Below are 25305 nucleotides of genomic sequence, written 5' to 3'. Positions count from 1 at the left end.
AAAAAAGGCCGGGGTTTCCCCCGGCCCTGTCGTCCCGTCCCTGGACGTTGGATCAGAACGTGTAGCGCAGGCCCAGCACCGTGGTCCGGGGCAGGCCCGGGCGCAGCCCGGCCGGCCGGCGGGCGGTGACGTAGGTTTCGTCGGAAAGGTTCTCGACCCGGCCGTAAAGCTCCAGCCGCTCGCTGACCTTCAGGCCCACGGCCAGGTCCCAGAGCAGCACCGAGTCGATGCGCTGGCCGGCGGGAATGCTGCCCTGTCCGGCGGTGGTGCGCATTTCACCGACGTAGTTGCCGGCCAGGTCCAGCCGCCAGCGCTCGCCCTGCAGGCCGATGCTGGCGTGCAGGAGCTGTTCGGGCAGGTAGGGCACCTGGTCGCCGGAAGCGACGTCATCCCACTCCTCGAAGCTCGAGCTGAAGCTGCTGCGGAACTCCGCGTCGGTCCAGGTGTAGGACAGCGCGAACGGAATGCCGACCGGGCCGTTGGTGCCGAAGTCGTAGCCCAGGCTGGCCTCGATGCCCTGGATGCGGGCTTCGCCGCCGTCGAACTGGTCGCCGATGGTGCAATTGCCGCCGGTCGACGCCGTGCAGGTACCCACCAGGTTGGAATAGTCGTTGACGAAGCCGACCAGCTCCGCCGACAGCGCGTCGGTGCCGTAGCGCAGGCCGAACTCGGTGTTCACGCTTTCTTCCGGATCGGCGTTCGAGCCCGGGCCCGGCGGGTTGAAACCGCGGTGCACGCTGGCGAACACGGCCAGGTTGTCGCCGACCAGGTAGGTGGCGCCGATGCCCGGGATCAGGGCGTCCACGTCGGTTTCGACCCGCGACAGCACGACGTCGCGAAGGCCGGTGGCGGTGGAGTAATTGGTGCGGGTGAGGTCGATCTGCTCGTAGCGCACGCCCGGGGTGATGACCCAGTTGCCCCACTCGATGGTGTCCTGCACGTACAGCGCCAGGGCCTCGGCGTCACCGACGCGGTTGGTCTGGGTGCCGGGCGCACCGTCGCTGGTCAGCACCAGTTCGCCGCCCAGCATCTGGTAGCGGTCGTCGTCCTGGAAGCGGTCTTCCTGGTCGCGGTGCACGCGCAGGCCGATCTCGAGGTCGTGGCTGGCCTCGCCGGTGGCGAAACCGATGCCCATCACCGACTGGATGCCCTGGGCGTAATAGCTGCGGTTGTTGTTGCGCAGGCGCAGCGCGTTGGCCGGGCTGTCCTCGCCGCTGATCCAGGCGTACTGGCTGGCATAGGTCGCCGGGTTCGCCAAGATCGACGAGATCGACACGCCCTGGACGTCGTTGAGCTTGTACCAGTTGCGCTGGAACTCGGTGCGGTAGGCGACGGTGGTCAGGTCGACGCTGTCGCTGAGCTCGATCAGGTGGCGCAGTTCGTAAAGCTTGTGACGGGTCTGGATGTTGTCCAGCGCCGAGCCGGCGTAGCGGCGGAAGGGCGTGGCCGCGTAGTCGTCTTCGGTCAGGCCCAGGTAGGTTTCGTCGCTGTCCTGGGTATTGCGGCCCAGCTTCAGGTCCACCTGCTGGTAGCGGGCCGCGCTGGGCGAACTGGTCCAGCGCAGCTTGGCCACGAAGTCATTGAGCTCGTAGCCGGTGTCGCCACCGCCGTCGAGCTGCTTGAAGCCGTCGGTCTGCTGGCGGGTGCCCTCGATCAGGCCGCTGAAGTTCTCGCCCGAAGTGCCCACCCAGCCGTGGCCGAGGAAGCTGCCGTTGCTGCCCATCGCGAGGTCGAGTTCACCCGCGGTTTCCGTGGGGACCGGCGTGGACAGCAGGTTCAGGGCGCCGCCGGTGGTGCGCGGGCCGGCCTGCACGGAGGCCGAACCCTTCTTGATCTCGACGGCGTGCATGCGCGCCATGGTCGGGAAGTAGTAGGCGGCGGGCGCGGCGTAGGGCGCCGGCGCGATCAGCACGCCGTCTTCCATCACGGTGATGCGGTTGTTGCGGTCGGTGCCCGAGCCGCGGATGCCGATGTTCGGACGCAGGCCGAAGCCTTCCTCTTCGACGATGTAGACACCCGGGACCTGGCGCAGCACGCGGTTGACGTCGCGGAAGTTGAAGCGCTCGAGGGTGGCCTGGTCGATGTAGTGGGCGGAGCCGGCGGTCTTCTCGACCTCGGCGCGGCTGCCGAAGACGTTCACGCGGTCCAGGCGGACCAGGGACTCGTTGGCCTCGGCCGGGGTCTCGGCGGTGCTCGTGGCGGTGGCGGCGGCAGTTGCGGTGGCGGCAAAGGCGGGGGCGGCCGGCAGCAGGGCCAGCGCGATGGCGGTGCGGAGCAGGGTGGACATGGTTTCTTGTCTTTATTGACGGGGGCGGTGCCGGCGGGACCGGCGGCGCGAATGGTACTGCGGTCGAGAATGATTCGCAATACCGTTTGCTGCCGGACGGGCCGGCTTGGCCTTAGACTGCGCCCCTGACATATCGGGGGAAGGGGTCATGTTGGAGATTCTGGGCGTCATCATCCTGCTCGCCGGCGTCGTGCTGCTTTTCAAGGCCGTGCGCATGGTGCCGCAGGGCTTTGAATGGACCGTCGAACGGTTCGGCAAGTACACGCATTCAATGACGCCGGGCCTGCACCTGCTGGTGCCGGTCATCCAGAACGTCGGTCGCAAGATCAACATGATGGAACAGGTGCTCGACGTGCCCAGCCAGGACGTCATCACCAAGGACAACGCGGTCGTGAAGGTGGACGGCGTGGTCTTCTTCCAGGTGCTCGATGCCGCGAAGGCCGCCTACGAGGTCTCCAACCTCGAGATCGCGACGATCGCGCTGGTGCAGACCAACATCCGTACCGTCATCGGCTCGATGGACCTGGACGAATCGCTGAGCCAGCGCGAAACCATCAACGCGCAGCTGCTCAACGTCGTCGACCAGGCAACCAACCCCTGGGGCATCAAGGTCACCCGCATCGAGATCCGCGACATCCAGCCGCCGCGCGACCTCGTGGACGCGATGGCGCGGCAGATGAAGGCCGAGCGCGAAAAGCGCGCCAACATCCTCGAGGCCGAAGGCCATCGCCAGTCGGAGATCCTGCGCGCCGAAGGCGAGAAGCAGGCGGCGATCCTGGAAGCCGAGGGCGAACGCGAGGCCGCGTTCCGCGAAGCCGAGGCCCGCGAGCGACTGGCCGAGGCCGAAGCCAACGCGACGCGCATGGTTTCCGACGCCATCGCCAGCGGCAATCTGCAGGCGATCAACTACTTCGTCGCGCAGAAGTACATCGAAGCCTTCAAGGCGCTGGCCGAGGCGCCGAACCAGAAGTTCGTGCTGATGCCGATGGAAGCCAGCGGCGTGATCGGCTCGCTCGGCGGCATCGCCGAACTTGCCCGGCAGACCCTGGGCGACAAGGCGCCGGAGCCGCCGCCGGTGAAGCCGGCCAACCGCGCGCAGTTCCCCGGAGCCTGAGCCATGCGCATCGAACTGGTGGTCTGGGCCGGCCTCGCCTTGCTGCTGATCGCGGCCGAGGCGCTGCTGCCCGGCGTCTTCCTGCTATGGCTGGGTTTCGCGGCGGCGGCGATGTTCCTGCTGCTGATGGTGGTGGACCTGCCGCTGGTCTGGCAGGCGCTGGCCTTCGTGGTGCTGGGCTTCGTGTCGATCGGCATCTACATCCGGTACTTCCGCGGGCGCGAGAAGCCCAGCGACCACCCCAACCTCAACCGCCGCGGCGAGCAGCTGGTGGGCCAGGTGCTGCACCTGGAACAGGCGATCGTCGACGGGCGCGGGCGCGTGAAGGTCGGCGATGCCTTCTGGCCGGTCGAAGGCCCGGAGCTGCCGGTCGGGGCCCGCGTCCGCGTCATCTCGGCGAACAACATGGCGCTGCAGGTGCGCGATGCCGGCTGAATGCCAGGCCCCGGCCATCGCCGGGGTGGCTTCCAGCCGGAAGTGAGAACCATTATCATCTGATGGTCCCCACGAGGAGCCGTCCATGTCCCGCACCCCACGAAATGCGCTGATCGCACTCCTGCTGGCCAGCCTGGCCGCGCCCGCCCTGCAGGCGGCGGAGCTGGTGGTCTACACCGAACGCCGCGAGCCGCTGGTCAAGCCGCTGTTCGAACGCTACGAGAAGGAAACCGGCACCCGCATCCGCGTGCTCTCCGACGGCGCGCCGGTGCTGATCGAACGCCTGGCTGCGGAAGGCGCCAACACCCGCGCGGACATCTTCATGGCCGTGGACGCCGGCAACCTCTGGCAGGCCGCCGAACGCGACCTGCTCGCACCGACCGAATCGGCCAGGCTCGACGCCGCGGTGCCCGCCCACCTTCGCGACCCGCAGGGCCGCTGGTTCGCGCTGTCGCAGCGGGCCCGCACCATCGTCTATTCGACCGAGCGCGTGAAGCCGTCCGAGCTTTCGACCTACGAAGCCCTGGCGGCGCCGGAATGGAAGGGCCGCCTGTGCCTGCGTTCCTCCAAGAAGGTCTACAACCAGTCGCTGGTGGCGACGATGATCGAACGCCTCGGCGCCGATCGCACCGAAGAAGTCGTGCGCGGCTGGGTCGCCAACCTGGCCACCGCGCCGTTCGCCGACGATACCCAGCTGGCCAAGGCGATTGCTGCAGGCCAGTGCGACGTCGGCATCATCAACACCTATTACCTGGGCCGCCTGCAGGCCGACACGCCGGACTTCCCGGTGCAGGTGTTCTGGGCCAACCAGGGCAAGGGTGGCGCGCACGTCAATGTTTCCGGCGCCGGCATCGTCGCCGCCTCGAAGAACAAGGCCGCCGCGCGCGCGTTCCTGGAGTGGCTGGCCTCGGAATCGGTGCAGGCCGACTTCGCCAGCATCAACTACGAGATCCCCGCCCGCGACGGCGTGGCGCTCGATCCGGTGGTCGCGGCCTGGGGGGCGTTCAAGCCCGACCCGGTGAACGTCACCGTGGCCGGCAAGCGCCAGGCCGAAGCCGTGCGCCTGATGGACCGGGCGGGCTGGCGCTGAGCGCATGAACCCCGGCGCGACCGGCGGCCTTCGCGGGTCGCGCCTGATGGCCTGGCTGCTGGCGGCGCCGCTGGTGCTGCCGGCACTGTGGCTGGCGACATCCTTCGCGGTGCCCCAGCCCGAAGTCTGGCCGCACCTGTTCGAACAGGTCCTGCCGCTGGCGGCGCGCAATACGCTGGGCCTGCTGGTGCTGCTGGCGGTGTTCGCGATGGTGCTGGGCGTCGGTTTCGCCTGGGCCAGCGCACGTTATGAATGGCCGGGCCGCCGGCTGTTCGACTGGGCGCTGGTGCTGCCGCTCGCGCTGCCTGCGTATGTCGTCGCTTTTGTCTACGTCGGCCTGGCGGACTACGCGGGCCCGCTGCAGACCGGCTGGCGCGCACTTGGCCTGCCGCCGGCTTCCTTTCCCGAACTGCGCAGCGTGCCCGGTGCGGCGGCGGTGCTGGGTCTGGTGCTTTATCCCTACGTCTTCCTGGTGGTGCGCGCGGCCTTCCTGCGCCAGGGCAGTGCCGCCATGGATGCGGCGCGGTCGCTGGGCCATGGCCCGGTGTCGGCGTTCTTCCGTGCGGCGCTGCCGATGGCGCGTCCCGCCTGGGCGGCCGGGCTTTCGCTGGTGCTGCTCGAAGCGCTGGCGGACTTCGGCGCCGTCAGCATCCTGGGCGTCGATACCTTCAGTACGGCGATCTACAAGACCTGGTTCGGCCTGTACTCGCTGCCGGCGGCGGCGCAGCTGGCCTGCGGCCTGATCGGCCTGGTCGTGCTGGTGCTGCTGCTCGAGCGCTGGACCCGGGGTCGCGCCAGCCATGCCAGCAAGCAGCTGATGCCGCCGGCGCGCCGGCCGTTGCCCGGCTTGCGCGGGTGGGCGGTGACGGCCGCGGCGGCCGCCACCGTCAGCCTGGGCTTCGTGGTGCCGGTGCTGCAGCTGCTGGCCTGGTCCTGGCAGGTGCGCACGTCGCTGCCCGAGGTCGGCGAAGCCGCGCTCAACACCGCGCTGCTCGCGGCGATGGCGGCAGTGGTGGTGCTGCTGCTCGCGCTGGCCTTCGCGGTGCTGTCGCGGCGCAGCGGCAACGACCGCGGCGTGCGCTCCGCGGCTTTCGTCGCCGGCCTGGGTTACGCGGTGCCCGGCACCGTGCTGGCGGTGGGGGCGATGTGGCTGCTGGTCGCCGCCGAACGGTCGGCGCCCTGGCTGGGCGCGCTGGCGCTGAGCTCCTCGGTGCTGGCGGTGCTGGTCGCGCTGTGCGCGCGCTTTTTCCGGGTCGGCAACGAAACCATCGATGCCGCCTTCCATGCGCTGCGGCCTTCGCTGCTCGATTCGGCCCGGCTGCTCGGCGCCTCGCCGTGGCAGCGCCTGCGCCGGGTGGTGTTGCCGCTGCTGCGTCCCGGCCTGGTCGCCGCCGGCCTGCTGGTGCTGGTCGAGGTGGTCAAGGAGCTGCCCGCCACGCTGATGCTGCGCCCCTTCGGCTGGGACACGCTGGCAGTGAAGATCCACGCCTACACCAGCGAAGGCCTGTGGATGCAGGCGGCCTGGCCGGCGCTGTGGCTGTGCCTGGTCGGCCTGCTGCCGGTCTGGTGGCTGGTGAGGCAGCAGCGGTAAAGAACGGGGTCAGGTTCACTTCCGCGCGGCGGAAGTGAACCTGACCCCGTTCCTTCTTGCGATAATGGCGGCTTTCCCGGGTTGGCAGGGCAGGCGATGAGCAAGAAGACGGTTCTCAATGACACCCACCGGGCGCTGGGCGCCAAGATGGTGGACTTCGGCGGCTGGGACATGCCGATCAACTACGGCTCCCAGATCGAGGAACACCACCAGGTGCGCCGCGACGCCGGCATGTTCGACGTCTCGCACATGACCGTGCTCGACCTGCGCGGCGACCAGGTGCGGCCCTTCCTGCGCAAGCTGGTGGCCAATTCGGTGGACAAGCTCAAGGCGCCCGGCAAGGCGCTCTACGCCTGCATGCTTGACGACAAGGGCGGCGTGATCGACGACCTGATCGTCTATTACCTGGCCGAGGACTTCTTCCGGCTGGTGGTCAACGCCGGCACCCGCGACAAGGACATCGCCTGGATCACCGCCCAGGCGGCGCCGTTCGGACTGCACGTCACCGAGCGCCGCGACCTCGGGATCATCGCGGTGCAGGGTCCGAACGCACGCGAGAAGGTACTGGGCCTGCTGTCGCCGGAGGCGGCCGAAGCGGCCGGCAAGCTCGGCAAGTTCGTCGCCTGCGAGGCCGACGGCCTGTTCGTCGCCCGCACGGGTTACACGGGCGAGGATGGCTTCGAGGTGATCGTGCCCGAGGCGATGGTGGTGGAGTTCTGGAACCGGCTGCTCGAAGCCGGCGTCAAGCCGGCCGGCCTGGGCGCGCGCGACACCCTGCGCCTGGAAGCGGGCATGGCGCTCTACGGCCAGGACATGGACGAGTCGGTGACGCCTTACGAAGCCGGGCTTGCCTGGACGGTGTCGTTGGACGAGGGACGCGACTTCAACGGCCGCGCCGCGCTCGAGGCGCAGAAGGCCGCTGGCGTGCCGCGCCGGATCGTCGGCCTGGTGCTCGACGAGAAGGGCGTGCTGCGCCACGGCCAGGCCGTGCTTACCGATGCCGGCCAGGGCGAAGTCTTGTCGGGCACCTTCTCGCCGACCCTGGGCAAGGCGATCGCGCTGGCGCGGGTGCCGGCCGGGCCACTCGGCGCGGTCAGCGTCGACATCCGCGGCCGGCAGCTGCCGGTGCGGGTGGTGAAGTACCCGTTCGTGCGCGACGGCGTCGCCCAGCCGGGCGTGCTCGACTGAATCGTCCGGCCGGGTGCCATGTCGCCCCGGCCGCGTTTAAACTAGCGGCCAACCCCGCTGCCCCCAGATCCGAGGCCCAGACCATGAGCGAGATTCCCGGCGACCTGAAGTTCCTCAAGTCCCACGAGTGGGCCCGCGTCGAAGACAACGGCCGCGTCACCGTCGGTATTTCCGACCATGCCCAGGGCCTGCTTGGCGACCTGGTCTACGTCGAGCTGCCCAACGTCGGCGACACCGTCGAACAGGGCGGCGCCAGCGCCGTGGTCGAGTCGGTCAAGGCCGCCTCCGACGTCTATTCGCCGATCGCCGGCACCGTCGTCGAGGTCAACTCGGCGCTGTCGGACAAGCCCGAGACGATCAACGAGGACGCCTTCGGCGAAGGCTGGATCTTCGTGGTCGAGCCGTCCGAACCCGAACAGCTCAAGGAGCTGCTGTCGCCGGACGACTACGCCCAGCTGCTCGAGGACGACGGCCACTGACGCCGCCTTCCCGCGTCGCACAAAAGACGGTCGCCGCCTGGCGGCCGTTTTTTTTGGCATCGGAAAGGCCGTCGCACGCGTCGGGAATCCGCGCAGTTTTGCTTTTTGCGGTGCGCAATCGCCGCTCCGGGGCGGCGGCGCGCGATGTTTTTTCAAGGTGTCGACATGCCGTTCCCGACGCTCGTCCGCCGACGCCCGGGGCGTCGCAACCGAGGTGTCGCCGCTCGCGTGTAAATGCAAAGAAGGCTTTTTTACCGACGTTTTTTTCACTGCGGGTTTTCGTACGCGAAGTCGCCGGTGTTTCCACGCGCCGGCAGCGCGGGTCTGCCGGTCGGTAACCAAGCCGACACCCCTTGAAAATTTTTATGCAAAGTTGTTGACATCCCGAAATCCCCTGATTAGCTTTCGCCCAGCAGATGCAAACTGCGGAAGCGAGTGATCAGGAACGAGTCGACAACGCGAGCCACAACTCCGAACTCCACCCCAGGACTCATCATGGTGGATCAGGGCAAACATCCCTCCGCGAAATCGAATTCGTCCGCTGCCGACATCCCTTTTTCCAACGCCCGGACCGGTCACGGCCCGGGCGTTCGTTTATCCGGCGCCGCCCCGCGCCGGCAAGAATCCGACCGCCGCGGCATGACCGTGGTGGCGGTACGTCCCGGGCCCTGACCCGGGGCGGTGCCTTTGAGACTGGGCAGTCCAAAAGCCAACTGACGAGGAGTTGACCATGGCTACGAAGAAAGCTGCGAAGAAACCGGCCAAGAAGGCCGCGAAAGCGAAGAAGACCGTGAAAAAGGCCGCCAAGGCCGTGAAGAAGTCGGTGAAGAAGGTCGCCAAGAAGGCCACCAAGAAGCCGGCCAAGAAGGCTGCGAAGAAGACTGCGCGCAAGCCGGCCAAGAAGGTCGCGAAGAAGAAGGTCGCCAAGAAGGCTGCCAAGAAGAAAGTAGCCAAGAAGGCTGCGAAGAAGACCGCGCGCAAGCCGGCCAAGAAGGCCGCGAAGAAGAAGGTCGCCAAGAAGGCCGCCAAGAAGAAAGTAGCCAAGAAGGCTGCGAAGAAGACCGCGCGCAAGCCGGCCAAGAAGGCCGCGAAGAAGAAGGTAGCCAAGAAGGCGGCCAAGAAGCCGGCGGCCAAGAAGGCTGCCAAGAAGCCGGCCGCCAAGAAGGCTGCGAAGAAGAAGGCGGCGCGCAAGCCCGCCGCCAAGAAGCCGGCTCCGATGCCGGCCGCCCCGGTTGCCCCCGCGCTGTAAGGCGCGACGAGCATCCAAACGCGGTAAAGCTGGGCTCTCTCCCCGTGTTGCCCAGGCGGGGAGGGAGACTTTCCAAAGGCACGCAGACGCCGGCTTAGCGCCGGCGTTCGCTTTTCCGGGCCGCGGTCAGCGCCGCCGGCCCCGCGGCAGTCCCATCCAGTCGTGCTTCGGCAGCGCCAGTGCGCGGTCCATGGTGCTGGGGAACAGGCCCGATGGCATCGCGCTTTCGCTGTTCCACAGGATCACGACGCCGACGTCGCGCTCCGGCAGGAAGCCGATGATGGCGCGGTAACCCTGCACGGCACCCGCGTGGTAGACCAGCGTGTGGCCGGCGTAGTCGTAGATGCGCCAGCCGAGCGCGTAGTGCGCCTTGCGCAGCCGGTCGCGGCGCCAGCCGCTGCCGCGGATTTCGCCGGGGGTTTCCACCTGCGGCGTGCGGATTTCCTCGAGCAGTTCCTCGGGCAGCACCTCGGGGCGGTGCCCCATCTGGGCGATCAGCCACTGCGCCATGTCGCGCGCCGAGGCGTTGACGCCGGCCGCCGGCGGGATGCGGTAGTAGGTTTCCTTCGGACGCACCGGCACCCAGGTGCCGCCGCTGCGCACGTGCGGACGCGCCCAGCTCGGGCTGGCCTCCAGGCCGGTGCGGCCGAAGGTGGCGCCGAACATGCCCAGCGGCTGGAAGATGCGTTTTTCCACCTGCGCCGCGTAGAAGTCGCCGGTGGTGGCGAAGACCATGTCGCCGACCAGGCTGAAGGCGATGTTCTGGTAGGCGTAACACTCGCCCGGGCTGCAGGTCAGCGGGGCTTCGGCCAGCTTCGCGGCGAGCAGCGGGTAGGGCTGGTTGGCCTCCAGGTCGCGGTCGTAGGTGTTGTAGCCCAGGCCGACCTGGTGGCTGAGCACCTGGCGAACGGTGATCTTCTGCGCAGCCTGGCCGTCGCGCAGGGTGAAGGTGGGCAGCTGGTTGACGATCGGGCTGTCCCAGTCCATCGCGCCCTCGCGCACCAGCATCGCGCTCAGGGTGCCGGCGAAGGGCTTGGACAGGGACGCGATCCGGAACGAGGTGTCCGGCGTCACCCGGTCGCGCAGCTTGCTGTCGACCACGCCGTAGCCGCGCAGCGACACCACCTCGCCGTCGGCGACGATGGCCATGGCCATGCCCGGGATGCGTGCGCGCTGCATCATTTGCTCGGCAAGGGCTTCGATTTCGCGCGCCTCGCGGGTGAAATCACCTGCGGCCCGGGATGGCGCCGCCCACGACAGGCTGGCGAGGGCGAGCAGGGGCAGGGCGAGCAGGCTGCGGACGGGGAGCGTGGACTTGTCTTTCGTGCTTGGCATGAGCGACGTATGCTTGGCGAACGGACCCAAGTCTATCGCGGCTGGCGTAAACGGGTCCCCACCTGGGGGAGCTAGAAAATGACGAGCCTGATCGTGCTGTTGGTGCTGGCGGCGGTGGTGCTGTTCTGGGGCGTGGGTATCTACAACGGCCTGGTGACGGCCCGGAACGCCTTCAAGAACGCTTTCGCGCAGATCGACGTGCAGCTTACGCGGCGTTACGACCTGATCCCGAACCTGGTCGAGGTCGCCAAAGGCTATCTCAAGCATGAACGGGAAACCCTGGAAGCGGTCATCCAGGCCCGCGCCGCCGCGGTCAGCGGCCTGGCCGCGGCCAAGGCCCGCCCGGGCGACGACGCCGCGATGGCGCAGCTCGGCAGCGCCGAATCCGGCCTGGCCGGGGCCCTGTCGCGCCTGATGATGGTTGCCGAGGCCTACCCGGACCTGAAGGCCAACCAGAACATGATGCAGCTCACCGAGGAGCTCACCTCCACGGAGAACCGCATCGCCTTCGCGCGCCAGGCCTACAACGACAGCGTGATGGCCTACAACAACAAGCGCGAGGTGTTCCCCTCGAACATCGTCGCGGGCATGTTCAACTTCGCCCACGCCGCCCTGCTCGAGATCACCGAGCCCGAGAAGCGCGAGGCGCCCAAGGTCAGCTTCTGAGCTTGAACTTCTTCGCCCGCCAGGACCTGGCCCGCCGCCGGTCGCGGCGGCTGGTCGTGCTGTTCGTGCTCGCGGTGGCCGCGATCGTGCTGGCGGTCGATTTCCTGTTCCTGCTGTTCTTCGGCGGCCTGGGCTCGGCCTCCGATCCGGGTTCGCTGGCGGCGGGCATGGTCATGGCGACCCTGCTGACGCTGGGCATCATCGGCGCCGGCTCGCTTTACCGGCTGGCCAGCCTGCGCCAGGGCGGTTCCGCGGTGGCGATGCAGCTCGGCGGCACGCCGGTGCCCGGGGACACCCACGACTTCCACTACCGGCGGCTGCGCAACGTGGTCGAGGAAGTGGCGATCGCCTCCGGCGTGCCGGTGCCGCAGGTCTTCGTGCTCGAGCACGAGGCCGGCATCAACGCCTTCGCCGCCGGCTACGCGCCCAGCGACGCGGCGATCGCGGTGACCCGCGGCGCCCTGGACAAGCTCAACCGCGACGAACTGCAGGGCGTCATCGCCCACGAATTCAGCCACGTGCTCAACGGCGACATGCGCCTGAACATCCGGCTGATGGGCGTGCTGTTCGGCATCCTGGTCCTGGCGGTGGTCGGCCGAAAGATCCTGGTGCACGGGCGCGGCGCCCGCGGCAAGGACGGCGCGCCGCTGCTGCTGGCGGCGCTGGCGCTGATGGTGGTCGGTTACATCGGCCTGTTCTTCGGGCGGCTCATCAAGGCCGGCGTCAGCCGCCAGCGCGAGTACCTGGCCGACGCCTCGGCCGTGCAGTTCACCCGCCAGACCACCGGCCTGTCCGGCGCGCTCAAGAAGATCGCCGGGCTGCCGGCGGGTTCGAAGCTCGAAAGCGGCGACACCGAGGAAATCTCCCACATGCTGTTCGGCGACGGCGTCGGGTTCTCGTCGCTGTTCGCCACGCACCCGCCCCTGGTCGAGCGCATCCAGGCGCTGGAGCCCTCGTTCCGGCCGGCGATGGTCGACGACCTGGCGGCGCGCTGGCAGATGCACCCGCCCTCGGGCCTGGACGAGGACCTGGCGATGGGGCTGGCCGCCGAATCGCCGGCGCTCCCGGCCGACCGGGCCGAGCTGCTGGTCGCACCGCCGGCGGTGGTCGCCCAGGTCGGCGCGCCGCGTTCGGACGACTACGTGCGCGCCGGCGCGCTGGTGGACGCACTGCCCGAGGTGCTGCGCCAGGCTGTGCACGAACGCGACGAGGCGGTGCCGCTGCTGCTGGGCCTGCTGATGGCCGAGGGCGGCGCGGTGCGCGAGGCCCAGCAGTTCGAGCTGGCCGCGCGCCACGACGAACGCCTGGCCCGCCAGGCCCTGGACTACGCCGATCGGCTGGAGGAGCTGCCGCGCATCCTGCACCTGCCGCTGGCCGCGATGGCGATGCCGGCGCTGCGCAAGCGGCCGCGCCCGGAACTGGAGAAGTTCATGGACAGCTGCTTCGCGCTGAGCCATGCCGATGGCCGCATCAGCCTGTTCGAATACAGCCTCGGCCGCCTGCTGCGGGTGCAGGTGCGCGACGCGCTCGATCCCTCACGCGCCTGGGTGCCGGGGCATCGCCAGCTGTCGCGCTGCGCGCCGCAGGCGGTCACCCTGCTGGCGGTGCTGGCCCAGGCCGGCCACACCGACGGCGCCGCGGCGATGCGCGCCTACCTGGCTGGGCTGACGCGCGTGTTCCCGCGCCTGGACGCGCCCTACCGCCCGCCGGCGGACCCGCACCGGGCGATGGACGAGGTCTGGCCGGTGCTCGACGAAGTGGACCTGGTGGGCAAGGAGCTGCTGCTCGAAGGCCTGGTGGCCGCGATCAGCCACGACGGCCGCATGAGCGTGGCCGAGGCCGAACTGCTGCGCGTGGTCTGCGCCTCGCTGCACTGCCCGCTGCCGCCGATGCTCGAACAGCCGCGCTGAGCGCGGCGCACGCGGCGTGGTTCAGGCCGCCAGGCCGCGGATCAGGTCGGCGGCGCGTTCGGCGATCATCATCGTCGGCGCGTTGGTGTTGCCGCCGACCAGGCGCGGCATCACCGAGGCATCCACCACGCGCAGGCCCTCGACGCCCTTCACCCGCAGCTGCGGGTCGACCACGGTGGCCGGGTCGTTGCCGCGGCCCATCCGGCAGGTGCCGACCGGGTGGTAGATGGACTCGGCCTTGCGGCGGATGAATTCGATGATGCCGGCCTCGTCCTGCACGCTGGCGCCCGGCAGCACTTCCTCGCCGCGGAAGGGCGCGAAGGCCGGCTGCGCCAGGATCTCGCGCGACAGCCTCACCGCTTCCACCATCACCTTCAGGTCGAAACCCTCGGGGTCGCTGAGGTAGGCGGCGTCGATCAGCGGCTTGTCGCCGGCCGAGGCGCTGGCCAGGCGGATACGGCCCCGGCTGCGCGGACGCAGGCCGCAGGCGTGCAGGGTGTAGCCGTTGCCGGGCAGGCGGTTGCGGCCGTGGTCGTCCAGCTGCGCCGGCACGAAGTGGAACTGCATGTCCGGGCGCTCGTCCTCGGCCAGGTGGCTGCGCAGGAAGCCGCCGGTTTCGGCGATGTTGCTGGCGCCCGGCCCCTTGCGGCCCATCAGGTAGTACTGGAAAGCCACGGCGGCGTCGCTCAGGCCGTCGTAGCTCAGGCCCTGGGTGCAGCGCTGCAGCGAACAGATGTCGAGGTGGTCGTGCAGGTTGGCGCCCACGCCCGGCAGGTCGGCCTGCACCCCGATGCCCAGGCGGCGCAGCTCGTCGGCCGGGCCGATGCCCGAGAGCATCAGCAGCTGCGGCGAATTGATCGCGCCGCCGCTGAGGATGACCTCGCGCGTCGCGCCTTCGCAGTAGCTGCGGCGACCCACGGTGTAAACGACGCCGCTGGCGCGCCCCGCTTCGAAAACCACGCGGCTGGCGGTGGCGCCGGTGACCACCTTGAGGTTCGGCCGCTGGCGCACCGGCGCCAGGAAGGCCGCCGCGCTGGAGCTGCGGGCGCCGTCGCGGGTGGTCGTCTGGTACCAGCCGAAGCCTTCCTGGCTGCGCCCGTTGAAGTCGTCGGTCAGCGCATGGCCGGCCTGGCCGGCCGCCTGCAGGAAGGCTTCCGACAGCGGGTTGCGGTGGCGCGGGTCGGACACGCCCAGCGGGCCATCGCCGCCGTGCAGTTCGCTGGCGCCGCGCTCATTGCCTTCGCTGCGCAGGAAGTAGGGCAGGGCGTTGTCCCAGTGCCAGCCGTCGGCGCCCATCGCCGCCCATTCGTCGTAGTCGGCGGCATGGCCGCGGATGTAGCACATGGCGTTGATCGAGCTCGAGCCGCCGAGCACCTTGCCGCGCGGCCACCACAGGCCGCGCCCGCCCAGCTGGGCCTGCGGCGCGGTCGTGTAGTCCCAGTTCACGCCCTTCTTGCCGACCAGCTTGGCCAGGCCCGCGGGCATGTGGATGAAGGGATGCCAGTCGCGCGGGCCGGCCTCGAGCAGCAGCACGCGGCAATCGGGGTCTTCGCTGAGCCGGTTGGCCAGTACGCAGCCCGCGGAGCCCGCTCCTACGATGATGTAGTCGTACACGCGTTCTGCTTCTTTTCCATGACGTCCCGAGGCTAGGCTCCGCGGCTAGAGCAAACACTCGGTGGGGCTGTCCGGAACCACGAACCGTGCACAGCGTCACTGTGCAGGCGGGTGGCGGCGCCGGCCCGGGTTGGCTATCGTGCGGCCTCCCCGACCGGAAGCACGATGCCCCAGGCCCCGCCCATCGCCGGCCGCTTTGACCACCTGCGCGGCGCGCTGCGGGAGTTCCCGGCGCTGCTGTGGTCGTTCCTGTACTTCTTCTTCTTGCTCACGGGCTATTACGTGCTGCGGCCGGTGCGCGACGCGATGGGCGCGGCCAACGACCCGTCGGCGGTGTTCCCGGTGGGCATGGTGGACTGGTTCGCGGCCCGCGGCGTGGCGCTGGGCGACTACCAGCTGCAGGCGCTTTTCACCGGTACCTTCATTGCGATGGTGGTGCTGCAGCCGGTCTACGGTGCCCTGGTGTCGCGCTTCCCGCGGCGCCTGTTCCTGCCGGTGGTCTACCTGGTCTTCATCGCCTGCCTGGGCGGCTTTTATTTCGCATTCCAGTCCGGGATGCCGGGCCGCGGGGGCCTGTTCTTCGTCTGGGTGGCGGTGTTCAACCTGTTCGCGGTGTCGGTGTTCTGGAGCTTCATGGCCGACATCTACACCGACCCGCAGGCAAAGCGCCTCTATGGTTTCATCGCCGCCGGCGGCACGCTGGGTGGCCTGCTCGGCCCCGAGATCACCACCCGGCTGGTGGGACAGCTGGGCGTCGGCAACCTGCTGCTGGTGTCCGCCGGGTTCCTGGGCCTTTGCCTGCTGTGCATCCTGAAGCTGGCACCCTGGGCCCGGGCGCGTGAACAGGCCGCCGGCCTGCGCAGCGGCGACGAGGCCATGGGCGGCGGCATCCTCGAAGGCCTGCGGCGCATCGCCACCGACCCGCTGCTGCGCGCCTTCGCGGTGCTGATGTTCTTCGGCGTCGGCGTCGGCACGCTGCTCTACAACGAACAGAACGCCATCGTCCGGGCCATGACCCTCGAAAGCCCGGCGGCGGCGGAAGAAGCCACGGCCTTCTTCTCGATGATCGACAAGTCGATCAACTGGCTGGTGCTGCTGCTGCAGGTTTTCGTCACCCGCGCGGTGCTGACGCGCTGGGGCGTGGCGCCGCTGCTGGTCGGTCCGGCGCTGCTGATCCTGGCGGGTTTCTGCGTGCTCTGGGCCTCGCCGCTGCCGATGCTGGTGGCGGTGGTGCAGGTCGGCACGCGGGCCTCCGAATTCGCCCTGGCCAAGCCGGCCCGCGAAACCATCTACACCCGCGTGGATCGCGAGGCCCGCTACAAGGCCAAGGCCGCGATAGACACGGTGGTCTACCGGGGCGGCGACCTGTCGTTCGCCTGGCTGTACAAGCCGCTGTCGGCCTTCGGCTCAAGCGTGGTGTTCGGCGCCGGCGTCTTCGTGGCGGGCGGATTCCTCTACGGTGCCTGGCGGCTGGTGCGCGAACAGGCCCGGCTGCCGGCCGAGCCGAAGGCCTGACCCGGCCTTCGCACCGCCGAAACACAACGAGGGCGCGACGGCGTTAACCTTGGCGGCAAACGCCAGGGAGCCTTCCACATGAAAGTCAAAGCCGCCGTCGCGCACCAGGCCGGCAAGCCGCTCACGATTGAAACCGTCGACCTCGAAGGTCCGCGCGCCGGCGAGGTGCTGGTGGAACTCAAGGCCACCGGTGTCTGCCACACCGACGAGTTCACCCTGTCGGGCGCCGATCCGGAAGGCATGTTCCCGGCGGTCCTGGGCCACGAAGGCGCCGGCATCGTGGTCGACGTCGGCCCGGGCGTGACGACGCTGAAGAAGGGCGACCACGTCATCCCGCTGTACACGCCCGAGTGCCGGCAGTGCGAGTACTGCCTTAACCCCAAGACCAACCTGTGCCAGGCCATCCGCTCGACCCAGGGCCAGGGCCTGATGCCGGACGGCTCCAGCCGCTTCAGCCTGGACGGCAAGCCGGTGCTGCACTACATGGGCACGTCGACCTTCGCCCAGTACACCGTGGTGCCGGAGATCGCGCTGGCGAAGATCCGCGAGGACGCGCCCTTCGACAAGGTCTGCTACATCGGCTGCGGCGTCACCACCGGCATCGGCGCGGTGATCTTCACGGCGAAGGTGGAGGTGGGTTCCAAGGTCGTCGTGTTCGGGCTCGGCGGCATCGGCCTGAACGTGATCCAGGGCGCGCGCCTGGCCGGCGCCGACATGATCGTGGGCGTCGACCTCAACCCGAACCGCGAAGCCATGGCGCGCAAGTTCGGCATGACGCACTTCGTCAATCCGAAGGACGTGGAAGGCGACCTGGTGCCCTACCTGGTGTCGCTGACCAAGGGCGGCGCCGACTACACCTTCGAATGCATCGGCAACACCCAGGTGATGCGCCAGGCGCTGGAGTGCGCGCACAAGGGCTGGGGCACCAGCGTGATCATCGGCGTGGCCCCGGCCGGGGCCGAGATCAGCACGCGGCCGTTCCAGCTGGTGACTGGCCGAAACTGGCGCGGCAGCGCCTTCGGCGGCGCCCGCGGCCGCACCGACGTGCCGAAGATCGTCGACTGGTACATGGAGGGCAAGATCGACATCGACTCGCTGATCACCCACACGATGCCGCTGGAGAAGATCAACGACGCCTTCGACCTGATGCACCGCGGCGAATCGATCCGCAGCGTGGTGGTGTACTGATGACGCTCGAGCTTGTTTCCGAACACGCCTGCTTCGGCGGGGTGCAGGGTTTCTACCGCATGGACTCGGCCGCCTGCGGCGGGCCGATGCGCTTCGCGGTGTACCAGCCGCCGCAGGCACGCGAGGGCCGGGTGCCGGTGCTGTTCTACCTGGCCGGGCTGACCTGCAGCGAAGAGACGGCGACGATGAAGGCCGGCGCGCAGCGGATGGCGGCCGAGCTGGGGCTGATGCTGGTGATGCCCGACACCAGCCCGCGCGACACCGGCTTCGAAGGCGCCACGGGCGACTGGGAGTTCGGCGAGGGCGCGGGCTTCTACCTCGACGCCACGCAGGCGCCTTGGTCGTCGCGGTTCCGGATGGAAAGCCACGTCGTTCACGAACTGCCGGCGGTGGTGCGCGAGCATTTCCCGGCCGACCCGGGGCGCATGGGCATCACCGGTCATTCGATGGGCGGCCACGGGGCGCTGACGCTGGCGCTCAAGCATCCGCAGCAATACCTCAGCGTGTCGGCGTTCGCGCCGATCGTGGCGCCCTGCGAGGTGCCCTGGGGCCGGAAGGCCTTCAGCCGCTACCTGGGCGATCACCACGCGGTCTGGGCGGAACACGACGCCTGCGAACTGGTGCGGCGGCGGCCGTTCGGGCGGCCTATCCTGGTGGACCAGGGACTGGCGGACAAATTCCTGGAACCGCAGCTGCAGCCGGAACGTTTCGAAGCCGCCTGCGCGGAAGCCGGCCAGTCGCTGACCCTGCGCCGCCATGCCGGCTACGACCACGGCTACTACTTCATCGCCAGCTTCATCGAAGACCACCTGCGCCACCACGCCGCGCAACTCGGCGCCTGAAACCCGCCTCCTGTAGGAGCGCCTTCAGGCGCGAATCTTCTGGCCTTGGCCTTCCGGCCAAGCAATGCGTCGGGTCGAGTTCCTTTCGCGGGTGGAGGCAGCGTGCAGTCGCCCTGGCCGACACGGTGCAAGTACGTCCATGTAACCTCTTCGTCGACATTCATGTCTCCGAAGGTCGGCCAGGGCGAAGGCGCGGCGCCTCCAGCCGCGCCGGGCTCGGGAGCGACGCTTTGCTTGCCCAAAGGGCAAGGGCAGAAGATTCGCGCCTGAAGGCGCTCCTACAGGGGGGCGTCGGGGTCAGCGGGAGGGGCTGACCCACATGGTGATGGTGGCGGTGAAGACCTTTTCGCCGGCCGGGTCGAAGACGTCGACGTTGACCGGGAAGTCGTAGCCCGTGTCCGAGGGCACCAGCGGGACGCCCGGCGTCGCCACGCCGCGCTGCGTGCCCACCGCGCGCTTGAGGTATTGCACCGTCATGCCCTTCGGGATCCAGCGCATGCCTTTGGGCAGCGATGCGTCCGTCATCACCCCGCCCACCAGCTCCGCCAGGTTGCACAGCGCGATCGCGTGCACCGTGCCGATGTGGTTCTGCATCCGCCGCTTGTGCGGGATCGTCGCCTCGCAGCGACCGTTCTCCAGCAGCGTGAAACGCGGCGACACGGTCCCGAAGTAGGGCGCCTTGAAGCACACCGCGCGGCTGAAGAGCCACTGGCCGGCCGGCCAGCGGCTGAACTTCTTGTAGAGGCGAAGCAGCGGCGTCTCGGCCATGTCGGGTCTCGGAAGGAAGACCGTAGGAGCGCCTTCAGGCGCGAATCTTTTGGCTTTGCCTTCGGCAAAGAAGGGATTCGCGCCTGAAGGCGCTCCTACGGAGAATCGTCAGGCGGCGCGGGACTTCTCGCCCTTCTGCGGCTTGTCCATGTGCAGCGACGCGGCCTCGAGTTCGAAGGGATCGAAGTCGTCGACCATGATCGCGTCGAGCGTCATCACCCGCAGTTCCTCGAGCTGGGTCCGCTCCTCGGCCGTGATCCAGCCCTCGGCCACGCCCTCGGCCAGCTGCGAGGCGAAGTCCAGCGCCTCGATGTCGCTGGTCTTGAGCGCCTTGAGGAACTTGCGCTCCACCGGCTCGGCCAGGATCACCTTCGGCAGGTAGCTGTTGATGCGGCCCGCCGGGTTGTTCGCGCAGGGCGTCAGGAAGGTGCCCTCGGCCAGGCGGTCACGCGCATCGCAGGGCGACATCAGCAGCGCCGCGGCGCGGCGGCCCAGGCGGTCACTCGGCGCCTGCGCGCGGCGACCCCAGGGGAAGACCAGCAGCCAAAGCAGCCAGCCCACCGGGCGGATCGGGAAGTTGCGCAGCGCGCCCGACAGCGCCAGTTCGATCTTGTGCGCCGAATCGTGGAAGGCCCAGGCCAGCAGCGGCTGTTCGGCGGCCGGACGGCCTTCGTCCTCGTAGCGCTTGAGCATCGCGCTGGCGATGTACAGCTGGCTCAGCACGTCGCCCAGGCGACCCGACAGCTTCTCCTTGAACTTGAGCTTGCCGCCGAGCAGCAGCATCGAAGTGTCGGCGACCAGCGCGAGATTGGCCGAGTAGCGGTTGAGCTTGCGGTAGTAGCGGCGCGTGTAGGCGTCGCCCGGCGCCTTGCTGATGCTCGAAGCCACCAGGCCCAGCACCCAGCTGCGCACGGCGTTGGAGATCGCGAAGCCGATGTGGCCGAACAGGTTGGCGTCGAACTCGCGCACGGCCTGTTCGCGGTCGGGCAGCATCGCCGCCTGCATTTCCTTCAGCACCCACGGATGGCAGCGGATCGCGCCCTGGCCGAAGATCATCAGCGAGCGGGTCATGATGTTGGCGCCTTCGACCGTGATCGAGATCGGCGCCGCCTGCCAGCCGCGGCCCAGGTAGTTCATCGGGCCCAGGATGACGCCCTTGCCGCCGTGGATGTCCATGGCGTCGGTGGCGCATTCGCGGGCCAGTTCGGTGGTGTGGTACTTGGCGATGGCCGAGGGCACGGCGGGCTTCTCGCCGCGATCGACGGCGGCGGCGGTGGACTGCGACAGCGCCGCGCAGGCGTAGGCATGGCCGGCCAGGCGCGCCAGCGATTCCTCGACGCCTTCGAAGCGGCCGATCGACAGGCCGAACTGCTTGCGCACGCGGGCATAGGCGCCGGTGACGACGGCCGCCAGCTTGGACGCACCCGCCGAGGTGGACGGCAGGGTGATCGCGCGGCCGACGCTGAGGCACTCGACCAGCATGCGCCAGCCGTGGCCGATGTAGTCTTCGCCGCCGATCAGCTGGCTCAGCGGCAGGAACACTTCCTGGCCGCGCACCGGACCGTTCTGGAAGGCGCAGTTGAGCGGGAAGTGGCGGCGGCCGACTTCCAGCCCCGGGGTGTCGCGCGGCACCAGGGCGAGCGTGATGCCGCGGTCGGATTCCTCGCCCAGCAGCTTGTCCGGATCGTGCAGGCGGAAGGCCAGACCGATGACGGAAGCGACCGGCGCCAGCGTGATGTAGCGCTTGTCGAAGGTCAGCTTGACGCCCAGCACCTTGGCGCCGTTCCACTCGCCTTCGCAGACGATGCCGAAGTCGGGCAGGGAGGTGGCGTCGGAGCCGGCAAAGGGACCGGTGAGCGCGAAACACGGCACTTCACGGCCGTCGGCGAGTCGCGGCAGGTAGTGGTCCTTCTGCTCCTTGGTGCCGTAGTGCAGCAGCAGTTCGGCCGGGCCCAGCGAGTTGGGCACGCCGACGGTGGAGCTGAGCGTGGCCGAGACCGAAGCCAGCTTCTGGATCACCTTGTGGTGGGCCAGCGCGCTGAAGCCCAGGCCGCCGTATTCCTTCGGGATGATCATGCCGAAGAACTTGTTCTTCTTCAGGAACTCCCAGATCTCCGGGGTCAGGTCGGCGTGGACGTGGGTGATCTCCCAGTCGTTGGTCATGCGGCAGACTTCTTCCACCGGGCCGTCCAGGAAGGCCTGTTCCTCGGCGGTGAGCACCGGCTTGGGCTGGGCCAGCAGCTCGTCCCACCTGGGCATGCCCGAGAACAGTTCGCCTTCGAAACCGACCGTGCCGGCTTCCAGCGCGGTGCGTTCGGTGTCCGACAGCGGCGGCAGGATCTTCGTGTAGAACTTCAGCAGCGGCGTCGTGATGAACTTCTGCCGCACCGGGGTGATCAGCAGCGGCAGCGTGCCCAGCGCCAGCAGCACGGCGGCGATGACCGTCGCGGTGAGGTTGGCGCCGGCGAGGCCGACGGCCACCAGCAGCGTCGCCGAAATCGCGGTGAACACCGCCAGGCTTAGCCGGTGGTAGGCGACGACCAGGATCGCCAGCAACAGGGCGAGGAAGGGCGCGAGGATGCTCATGAAGATTCTCCGTGGGTGGCCGCGTGGGGGACGGCCAGGGTGCTCAGGAACTCAAGCAGGGTATCGGTGAAGGCGTCGTTGTCGTCACCCGCGACCATGTGGGTGGCATCGGGCAGGCGGACATGATGCGCGTGGGGCGCCAGTTCGAGGAAATGGCCGACGGTCTGGTCGCTGACCAGGTCGCTGCGGCCGCCGCTCACCAGCAGCACCGGCACGTCCAGTTCGCGGCAGGCATCCTCGATGGCGCCCTGCAGGTCGCCGGTCGAGGGGATGAATTCGGCCAGCAGGCGCGGGTCCCAGTGCCAGCCCAGGCGGCCATCCTCGCGCGGCTTGAGCAGGTGCGCCAGCTGCGCCGGCGATTTGCGCTGTCGGCGGTGCGGCAGGTAGGCGGCGATTTCCTCGGCGGCGTGTTCGAAGGATTCGAAGCCGTCGGGATGCGCGGTCATGAAGCCAAGGATGCGTTCGACGCCCGAGGCTTCCCAGCGCGGCGTGATGTCCACCAGCACCAGCGCCGAGAACACCCGCTCGCGGGCCTGGGCCATCAGGCCGGTCAGTCCGCCCATCGACGCGCCCACCAGCACCGGCGCATGGCCCAGCGCGCCGGCGGCAAGCACGACGTCATCAACGAACTGCTCGCCCCGGTAGGGCAGGTCGCCGGGATTGCGCCCCGACTGGCCGTGGCCGCGCAGGTCCCAGGCCAGGCTCGCCCGGCCGGCGTCGGCAAGGCGGCGCTGGGTGCCCAGCCAGGCCTGGCGCGTCTGGCCGAAGCCGTGGGCCAGCAGCAGGCCCGGGCCGTCGCCGTCTGCCAGGCTGGCCTGCAGGTACACGCCACCGTCTGCCGCCAGGGAAAGCGGGGACAGGCCGGGCATCGTTACGGCAGGGGCGGAATGAACCATACGGCCGAGTATGGGCTGCGATTTGTTCGCCTGTCAATACCAGCCCGTATGGTGCATGATCGCTCCATCCCGTAAACTTGCCGACCGTATGGTAACCCCTGCCTCCAAACTGGACCGCCCGGCCCGCCTCAGCGCCGAGGACTGGGCCCTGGCCGCGCTCGACGTCATCGCCGAGCAGGGTCTCGCGGCCGTTGCGGTCGAACCGCTGGCGCGCCGGCTCGGCGTGACCAAGGGCAGTTTCTACTGGCACTTCCCTTCGCGCGAGGCGCTGTTGGTCGCCGCGCTCGAACGCTGGGAAGCGATGGAGCAGGAAACCGTGTTCGGCCAGCTCGAGGCCGTGCCGGAACCGCGCGCGCGCCTGAAGGCTCTGTTCCAGGTGGTCGCGCACGAACTCAAGCCGCACATCATCTATAGCGAACTGCTGAAGGCGCTCGACCATCCAGTCGTGCAGCCGGTGCTGAGCCGCGTGTCGCAGCGGCGCCTGGATTACCTGGCCGCCAGCTTCCGCCAGGCCGGCCTGCCGCGCCTGGACGCGCAGAACCGCGCGCGCCTCACCTACGCGGCTTACGTCGGTTTCCTGCAGCTGTCGCTGCAGCTGGGCCAGCCGCGCCTGCACCACGATGAATTCGAAGCCTACGTCGGCCATGTCATGGCGACGTTGATCCCGGACTAGCTTCGTCCTCCTTTCCCTTCCCGGCCCCGACAGGAGCCCTCCCGGTCATGACAAGCAAGCTCGCCAGCCTCAATCAGTGGGTCGATTCGGTCGCCCAGCTCACCCAAGCCGACGCCGTGCACTGGTGCGACGGATCCGACGCCGAAAACGCCAGGCTGGTCGAGCTGATGCTGTCCACCGGCGACCTGGTCAGGCTCAATGAAAACACCCATCCGAACTGCTACCTGCACCGGTCGAGCCCCTCGGACGTCGCGCGCGTCGAGCACCTGACCTTCGTCTGCACGCACAACCCCGCCGACGCCGGCCCGAACAACAACTGGATGGCGCCCGACGAGGCCCACGCCGAGATGGACGCCCTCTACAAGGGCTGCATGCGCGGCCGCACCATGTACGTCATTCCCTACTGCATGGGCCCGATCGACTCGCCGCTGTCGCGCTGCGGCGTCGAGATCACCGACAGTCCCTACGTGGTGGCGAACATGCGCCTGATGACCCGCATGGGCGCCCCGGCGCTGGCGCGCATCGAGCGCGAGGGTTCGTTCGTGAAGGGCCTGCATTCGATCGGCGAACTCGACCCGAACCGCCGCTTCATCATGCATTTCCCGGAAGAGCTGGCGATCCAGAGCTATGGCTCGGGCTACGGCGGCAATGCGCTGCTGGGCAAGAAGTGCCACGCCCTGCGCATCGCCAGCTACCAGGCCCGCAACGAAGGCTGGCTGGCCGAACACATGCTGATCGTCGGCATTCAGAATCCGCAGGGTGAAACCCACTACGTCGCGGCCGCGTTCCCGTCCGCCTGCGGCAAGACCAACCTGGCCATGCTGATCCCGCCGGAAGGTTATCGCCGCGACGGCTGGAAGGTCTGGACGGTCGGCGACGACATCTGCTGGATGCGCCCGGGCGAAGACGGCCGCCTGTACGCGATCAATCCCGAGGCGGGTTATTTCGGCGTGGCGCCGGGCACCAGCGAGAAGACCAATGCCAATGCGATGGCCATGCTCAACCGCGATGCCATCTTCACCAACGTTGGTGTCACCGCCGACAACCAGCCCTGGTGGGAAGGCATGACCGAAGGCGAACCGGCCAAGGACTGGCAGGGCCGCCCCTACGACAAGGCGGTGTCGCCGGCCGCGCATCCGAATGCGCGTTTCACCGTCAGCGCGAAGCAGTGCCCGAGCTACACCGAGCAGGCCGAAGCGCCGCAGGGCGTGCCGATCAGTGCCATCGTCTTCGGTGGCCGCCGGGCGTCGCTGGTGCCGCTGGTGCTCGAGGCCCGCGACTGGACCCACGGCGTGCTGGTCGGCGCCTCGATGGCGTCCGAGACCACCGCCGCGGCCACCGGCGCGGTCGGCGTGGTGCGCCGCGATTCGATGGCGATGAAGCCCTTCGCCGGCTACAACTTCGGCGACTACTTCGCGCACTGGCTGTCCTTCGACGTCGAAGGCGCGAAGCTGCCGAAGATCTTCCAGGTCAACTGGTTCCGCAAGGACGCCGACGGCAAGTTCATGTGGCCCGGCTTCGGCGACAACATGCGCGTGCTGGAGTGGATGCTCAAGCGCGTCACCGGCCAGGCGCATGCCGTGGAAACGCCGGTCGGCAACCTGCCGCTGCCCTCGGACATCAACACCGACGGCCTCGAGCTGGACGCCGCGAAGCTTGAAGAGCTGCTGTCGATCGACCGCGCCGGCTGGAAGGCCGAGATGGAATCGATCGCCGAATACCTGGACGAATACGGCGACCGCACCCCGGCCGCGCTGAAGGCCGAACGCGCCAAGATCGCCGCCCAACTGGCCTGAGCCGCCTTCCCGCCTGTAGGAGCGCCTTCAGGCGCGAATCTTTTGACTTGGCCTAAGGCCAAGAAGAAATTCGCGCCTGAAGG

20 protein-coding genes are annotated in these 25305 nt (G+C 68.8%); 14 read left to right on the top strand and 6 right to left on the bottom strand.

The features are described from left to right. Positions 1–52: 52 nt before the first annotated feature. The gene (locus ACE3TE_RS00100) at positions 53–2287 is read right to left on the bottom strand and encodes a TonB-dependent receptor family protein (protein ID WP_374601059.1); all 2235 of its coding nucleotides are present in this window, start codon (positions 2285–2287) and stop codon (positions 53–55) included. Between the two features lie 148 nt (positions 2288–2435). Between ACE3TE_RS00100 and ACE3TE_RS00095 the strand changes: the two genes are divergently transcribed. The 7 genes from ACE3TE_RS00095 (at position 2436) to ACE3TE_RS00065 (ending at position 9433) form a co-directional block, all read left to right on the top strand. Continuing rightward, on the top strand, positions 2436–3401 hold the full coding sequence (locus tag ACE3TE_RS00095; RefSeq protein ID WP_374601057.1) for an SPFH domain-containing protein: 966 nt from the start codon (positions 2436–2438) through the stop codon (positions 3399–3401). Positions 3402–3404: 3 nt separating this feature from the next. Further along, a complete protein-coding gene (locus ACE3TE_RS00090; RefSeq protein WP_374601055.1) occupies positions 3405–3836 on the top strand; it encodes an NfeD family protein in 432 nt (143 codons plus the stop codon). An 85-nt stretch (positions 3837–3921) separates the two neighbouring features. After that, positions 3922–4926, top strand: coding sequence for an extracellular solute-binding protein (locus ACE3TE_RS00085; RefSeq protein ID WP_374601053.1), 1005 nt, complete (start codon positions 3922–3924; stop codon positions 4924–4926). Positions 4927–4930: 4 nt separating this feature from the next. After that, the gene (locus tag ACE3TE_RS00080) at positions 4931–6517 is read left to right on the top strand and encodes an ABC transporter permease (RefSeq protein WP_374601051.1); all 1587 of its coding nucleotides are present in this window, start codon (positions 4931–4933) and stop codon (positions 6515–6517) included. A 96-nt stretch (positions 6518–6613) separates the two neighbouring features. Beyond that, positions 6614–7705, top strand: coding sequence for a glycine cleavage system aminomethyltransferase GcvT (gene gcvT, locus ACE3TE_RS00075; RefSeq protein ID WP_374601049.1), 1092 nt, complete (start codon positions 6614–6616; stop codon positions 7703–7705). 83 nt (positions 7706–7788) lie between these two features. After that, a complete protein-coding gene (gcvH, locus tag ACE3TE_RS00070; RefSeq protein WP_374601047.1) occupies positions 7789–8184 on the top strand; it encodes a glycine cleavage system protein GcvH in 396 nt (131 codons plus the stop codon). Between the two features lie 730 nt (positions 8185–8914). Continuing rightward, entirely contained in the window at positions 8915–9433 is a 519-nt protein-coding gene (locus tag ACE3TE_RS00065; protein WP_374601045.1) for a hypothetical protein, read from the top strand. Between the two features lie 126 nt (positions 9434–9559). Here the strand turns inward: ACE3TE_RS00065 and ACE3TE_RS00060 are convergent, their stop codons facing one another. Then, positions 9560–10768 (bottom strand): serine hydrolase domain-containing protein, encoded by a 1209-nt coding sequence (locus ACE3TE_RS00060; protein WP_374601043.1) that lies wholly within the window; start codon positions 10766–10768, stop codon positions 9560–9562. A 78-nt stretch (positions 10769–10846) separates the two neighbouring features. On the opposite strand from ACE3TE_RS00060, the gene ACE3TE_RS00055 reads away from it, so the two are divergent. Then, positions 10847–11434, top strand: coding sequence for a LemA family protein (locus tag ACE3TE_RS00055; RefSeq protein WP_374601041.1), 588 nt, complete (start codon positions 10847–10849; stop codon positions 11432–11434). 2 nt (positions 11435–11436) lie between these two features. Next, the gene (locus tag ACE3TE_RS00050) at positions 11437–13344 is read left to right on the top strand and encodes a M48 family metallopeptidase (RefSeq protein WP_374601039.1); all 1908 of its coding nucleotides are present in this window, start codon (positions 11437–11439) and stop codon (positions 13342–13344) included. 21 nt (positions 13345–13365) lie between these two features. Here the strand turns inward: ACE3TE_RS00050 and ACE3TE_RS00045 are convergent, their stop codons facing one another. After that, positions 13366–14958: a GMC family oxidoreductase gene (locus ACE3TE_RS00045; RefSeq protein ID WP_374601037.1), complete on the bottom strand. Its 1593-nt coding sequence runs from the start codon at positions 14956–14958 to the stop codon at positions 13366–13368. Between the two features lie 165 nt (positions 14959–15123). Here ACE3TE_RS00045 and ACE3TE_RS00040 point away from each other — a divergent pair, with 165 nt between their 5' ends. From ACE3TE_RS00040 to fghA, 3 genes are all read left to right on the top strand, one after another. Then, on the top strand, positions 15124–16473 hold the full coding sequence (locus ACE3TE_RS00040) for an NTP/NDP exchange transporter (protein WP_374601035.1): 1350 nt from the start codon (positions 15124–15126) through the stop codon (positions 16471–16473). 78 nt (positions 16474–16551) lie between these two features. Next, positions 16552–17661 (top strand): S-(hydroxymethyl)glutathione dehydrogenase/class III alcohol dehydrogenase, encoded by a 1110-nt coding sequence (locus ACE3TE_RS00035; protein ID WP_374601034.1) that lies wholly within the window; start codon positions 16552–16554, stop codon positions 17659–17661. Then, positions 17661–18503, top strand: a complete 843-nt coding sequence (fghA, locus tag ACE3TE_RS00030; protein WP_374601032.1) for an S-formylglutathione hydrolase — start codon at positions 17661–17663, stop codon at positions 18501–18503. Before ACE3TE_RS00035 ends, fghA begins: the two co-directional genes overlap by 1 nt. A gap of 297 nt (positions 18504–18800) precedes the next feature. Here the strand turns inward: fghA and ACE3TE_RS00025 are convergent, their stop codons facing one another. The 3 genes from ACE3TE_RS00025 to ACE3TE_RS00015 all read right to left on the bottom strand — a co-directional run bounded on the left by ACE3TE_RS00025 (position 18801) and on the right by ACE3TE_RS00015 (position 22726). Further along, positions 18801–19271: a hotdog fold domain-containing protein gene (locus ACE3TE_RS00025; RefSeq protein WP_374601030.1), complete on the bottom strand. Its 471-nt coding sequence runs from the start codon at positions 19269–19271 to the stop codon at positions 18801–18803. 108 nt (positions 19272–19379) lie between these two features. Then, positions 19380–21857 (bottom strand): acyl-CoA dehydrogenase, encoded by a 2478-nt coding sequence (locus ACE3TE_RS00020; protein ID WP_374601028.1) that lies wholly within the window; start codon positions 21855–21857, stop codon positions 19380–19382. Then, complete coding sequence (locus ACE3TE_RS00015) at positions 21854–22726, bottom strand: alpha/beta fold hydrolase (protein ID WP_374601026.1); 873 nt, start codon at positions 22724–22726, stop codon at positions 21854–21856. Before ACE3TE_RS00015 ends, ACE3TE_RS00020 begins: the two co-directional genes overlap by 4 nt. A gap of 115 nt (positions 22727–22841) precedes the next feature. On the opposite strand from ACE3TE_RS00015, the gene ACE3TE_RS00010 reads away from it, so the two are divergent. Beyond that, on the top strand, positions 22842–23426 hold the full coding sequence (locus tag ACE3TE_RS00010; RefSeq protein WP_374601024.1) for a TetR/AcrR family transcriptional regulator: 585 nt from the start codon (positions 22842–22844) through the stop codon (positions 23424–23426). Positions 23427–23473: 47 nt separating this feature from the next. Then, positions 23474–25222: a phosphoenolpyruvate carboxykinase (GTP) gene (locus ACE3TE_RS00005; RefSeq protein WP_374601022.1), complete on the top strand. Its 1749-nt coding sequence runs from the start codon at positions 23474–23476 to the stop codon at positions 25220–25222. The last annotated feature ends 83 nt before the right edge of the window (positions 25223–25305 follow it).

The organism is Arenimonas sp., assembly GCF_041919775.1.
GTDB lineage: Bacteria > Pseudomonadota > Gammaproteobacteria > Xanthomonadales > Xanthomonadaceae > Arenimonas.
This window is presented reverse-complemented; position numbering and strand designations above follow the sequence as displayed.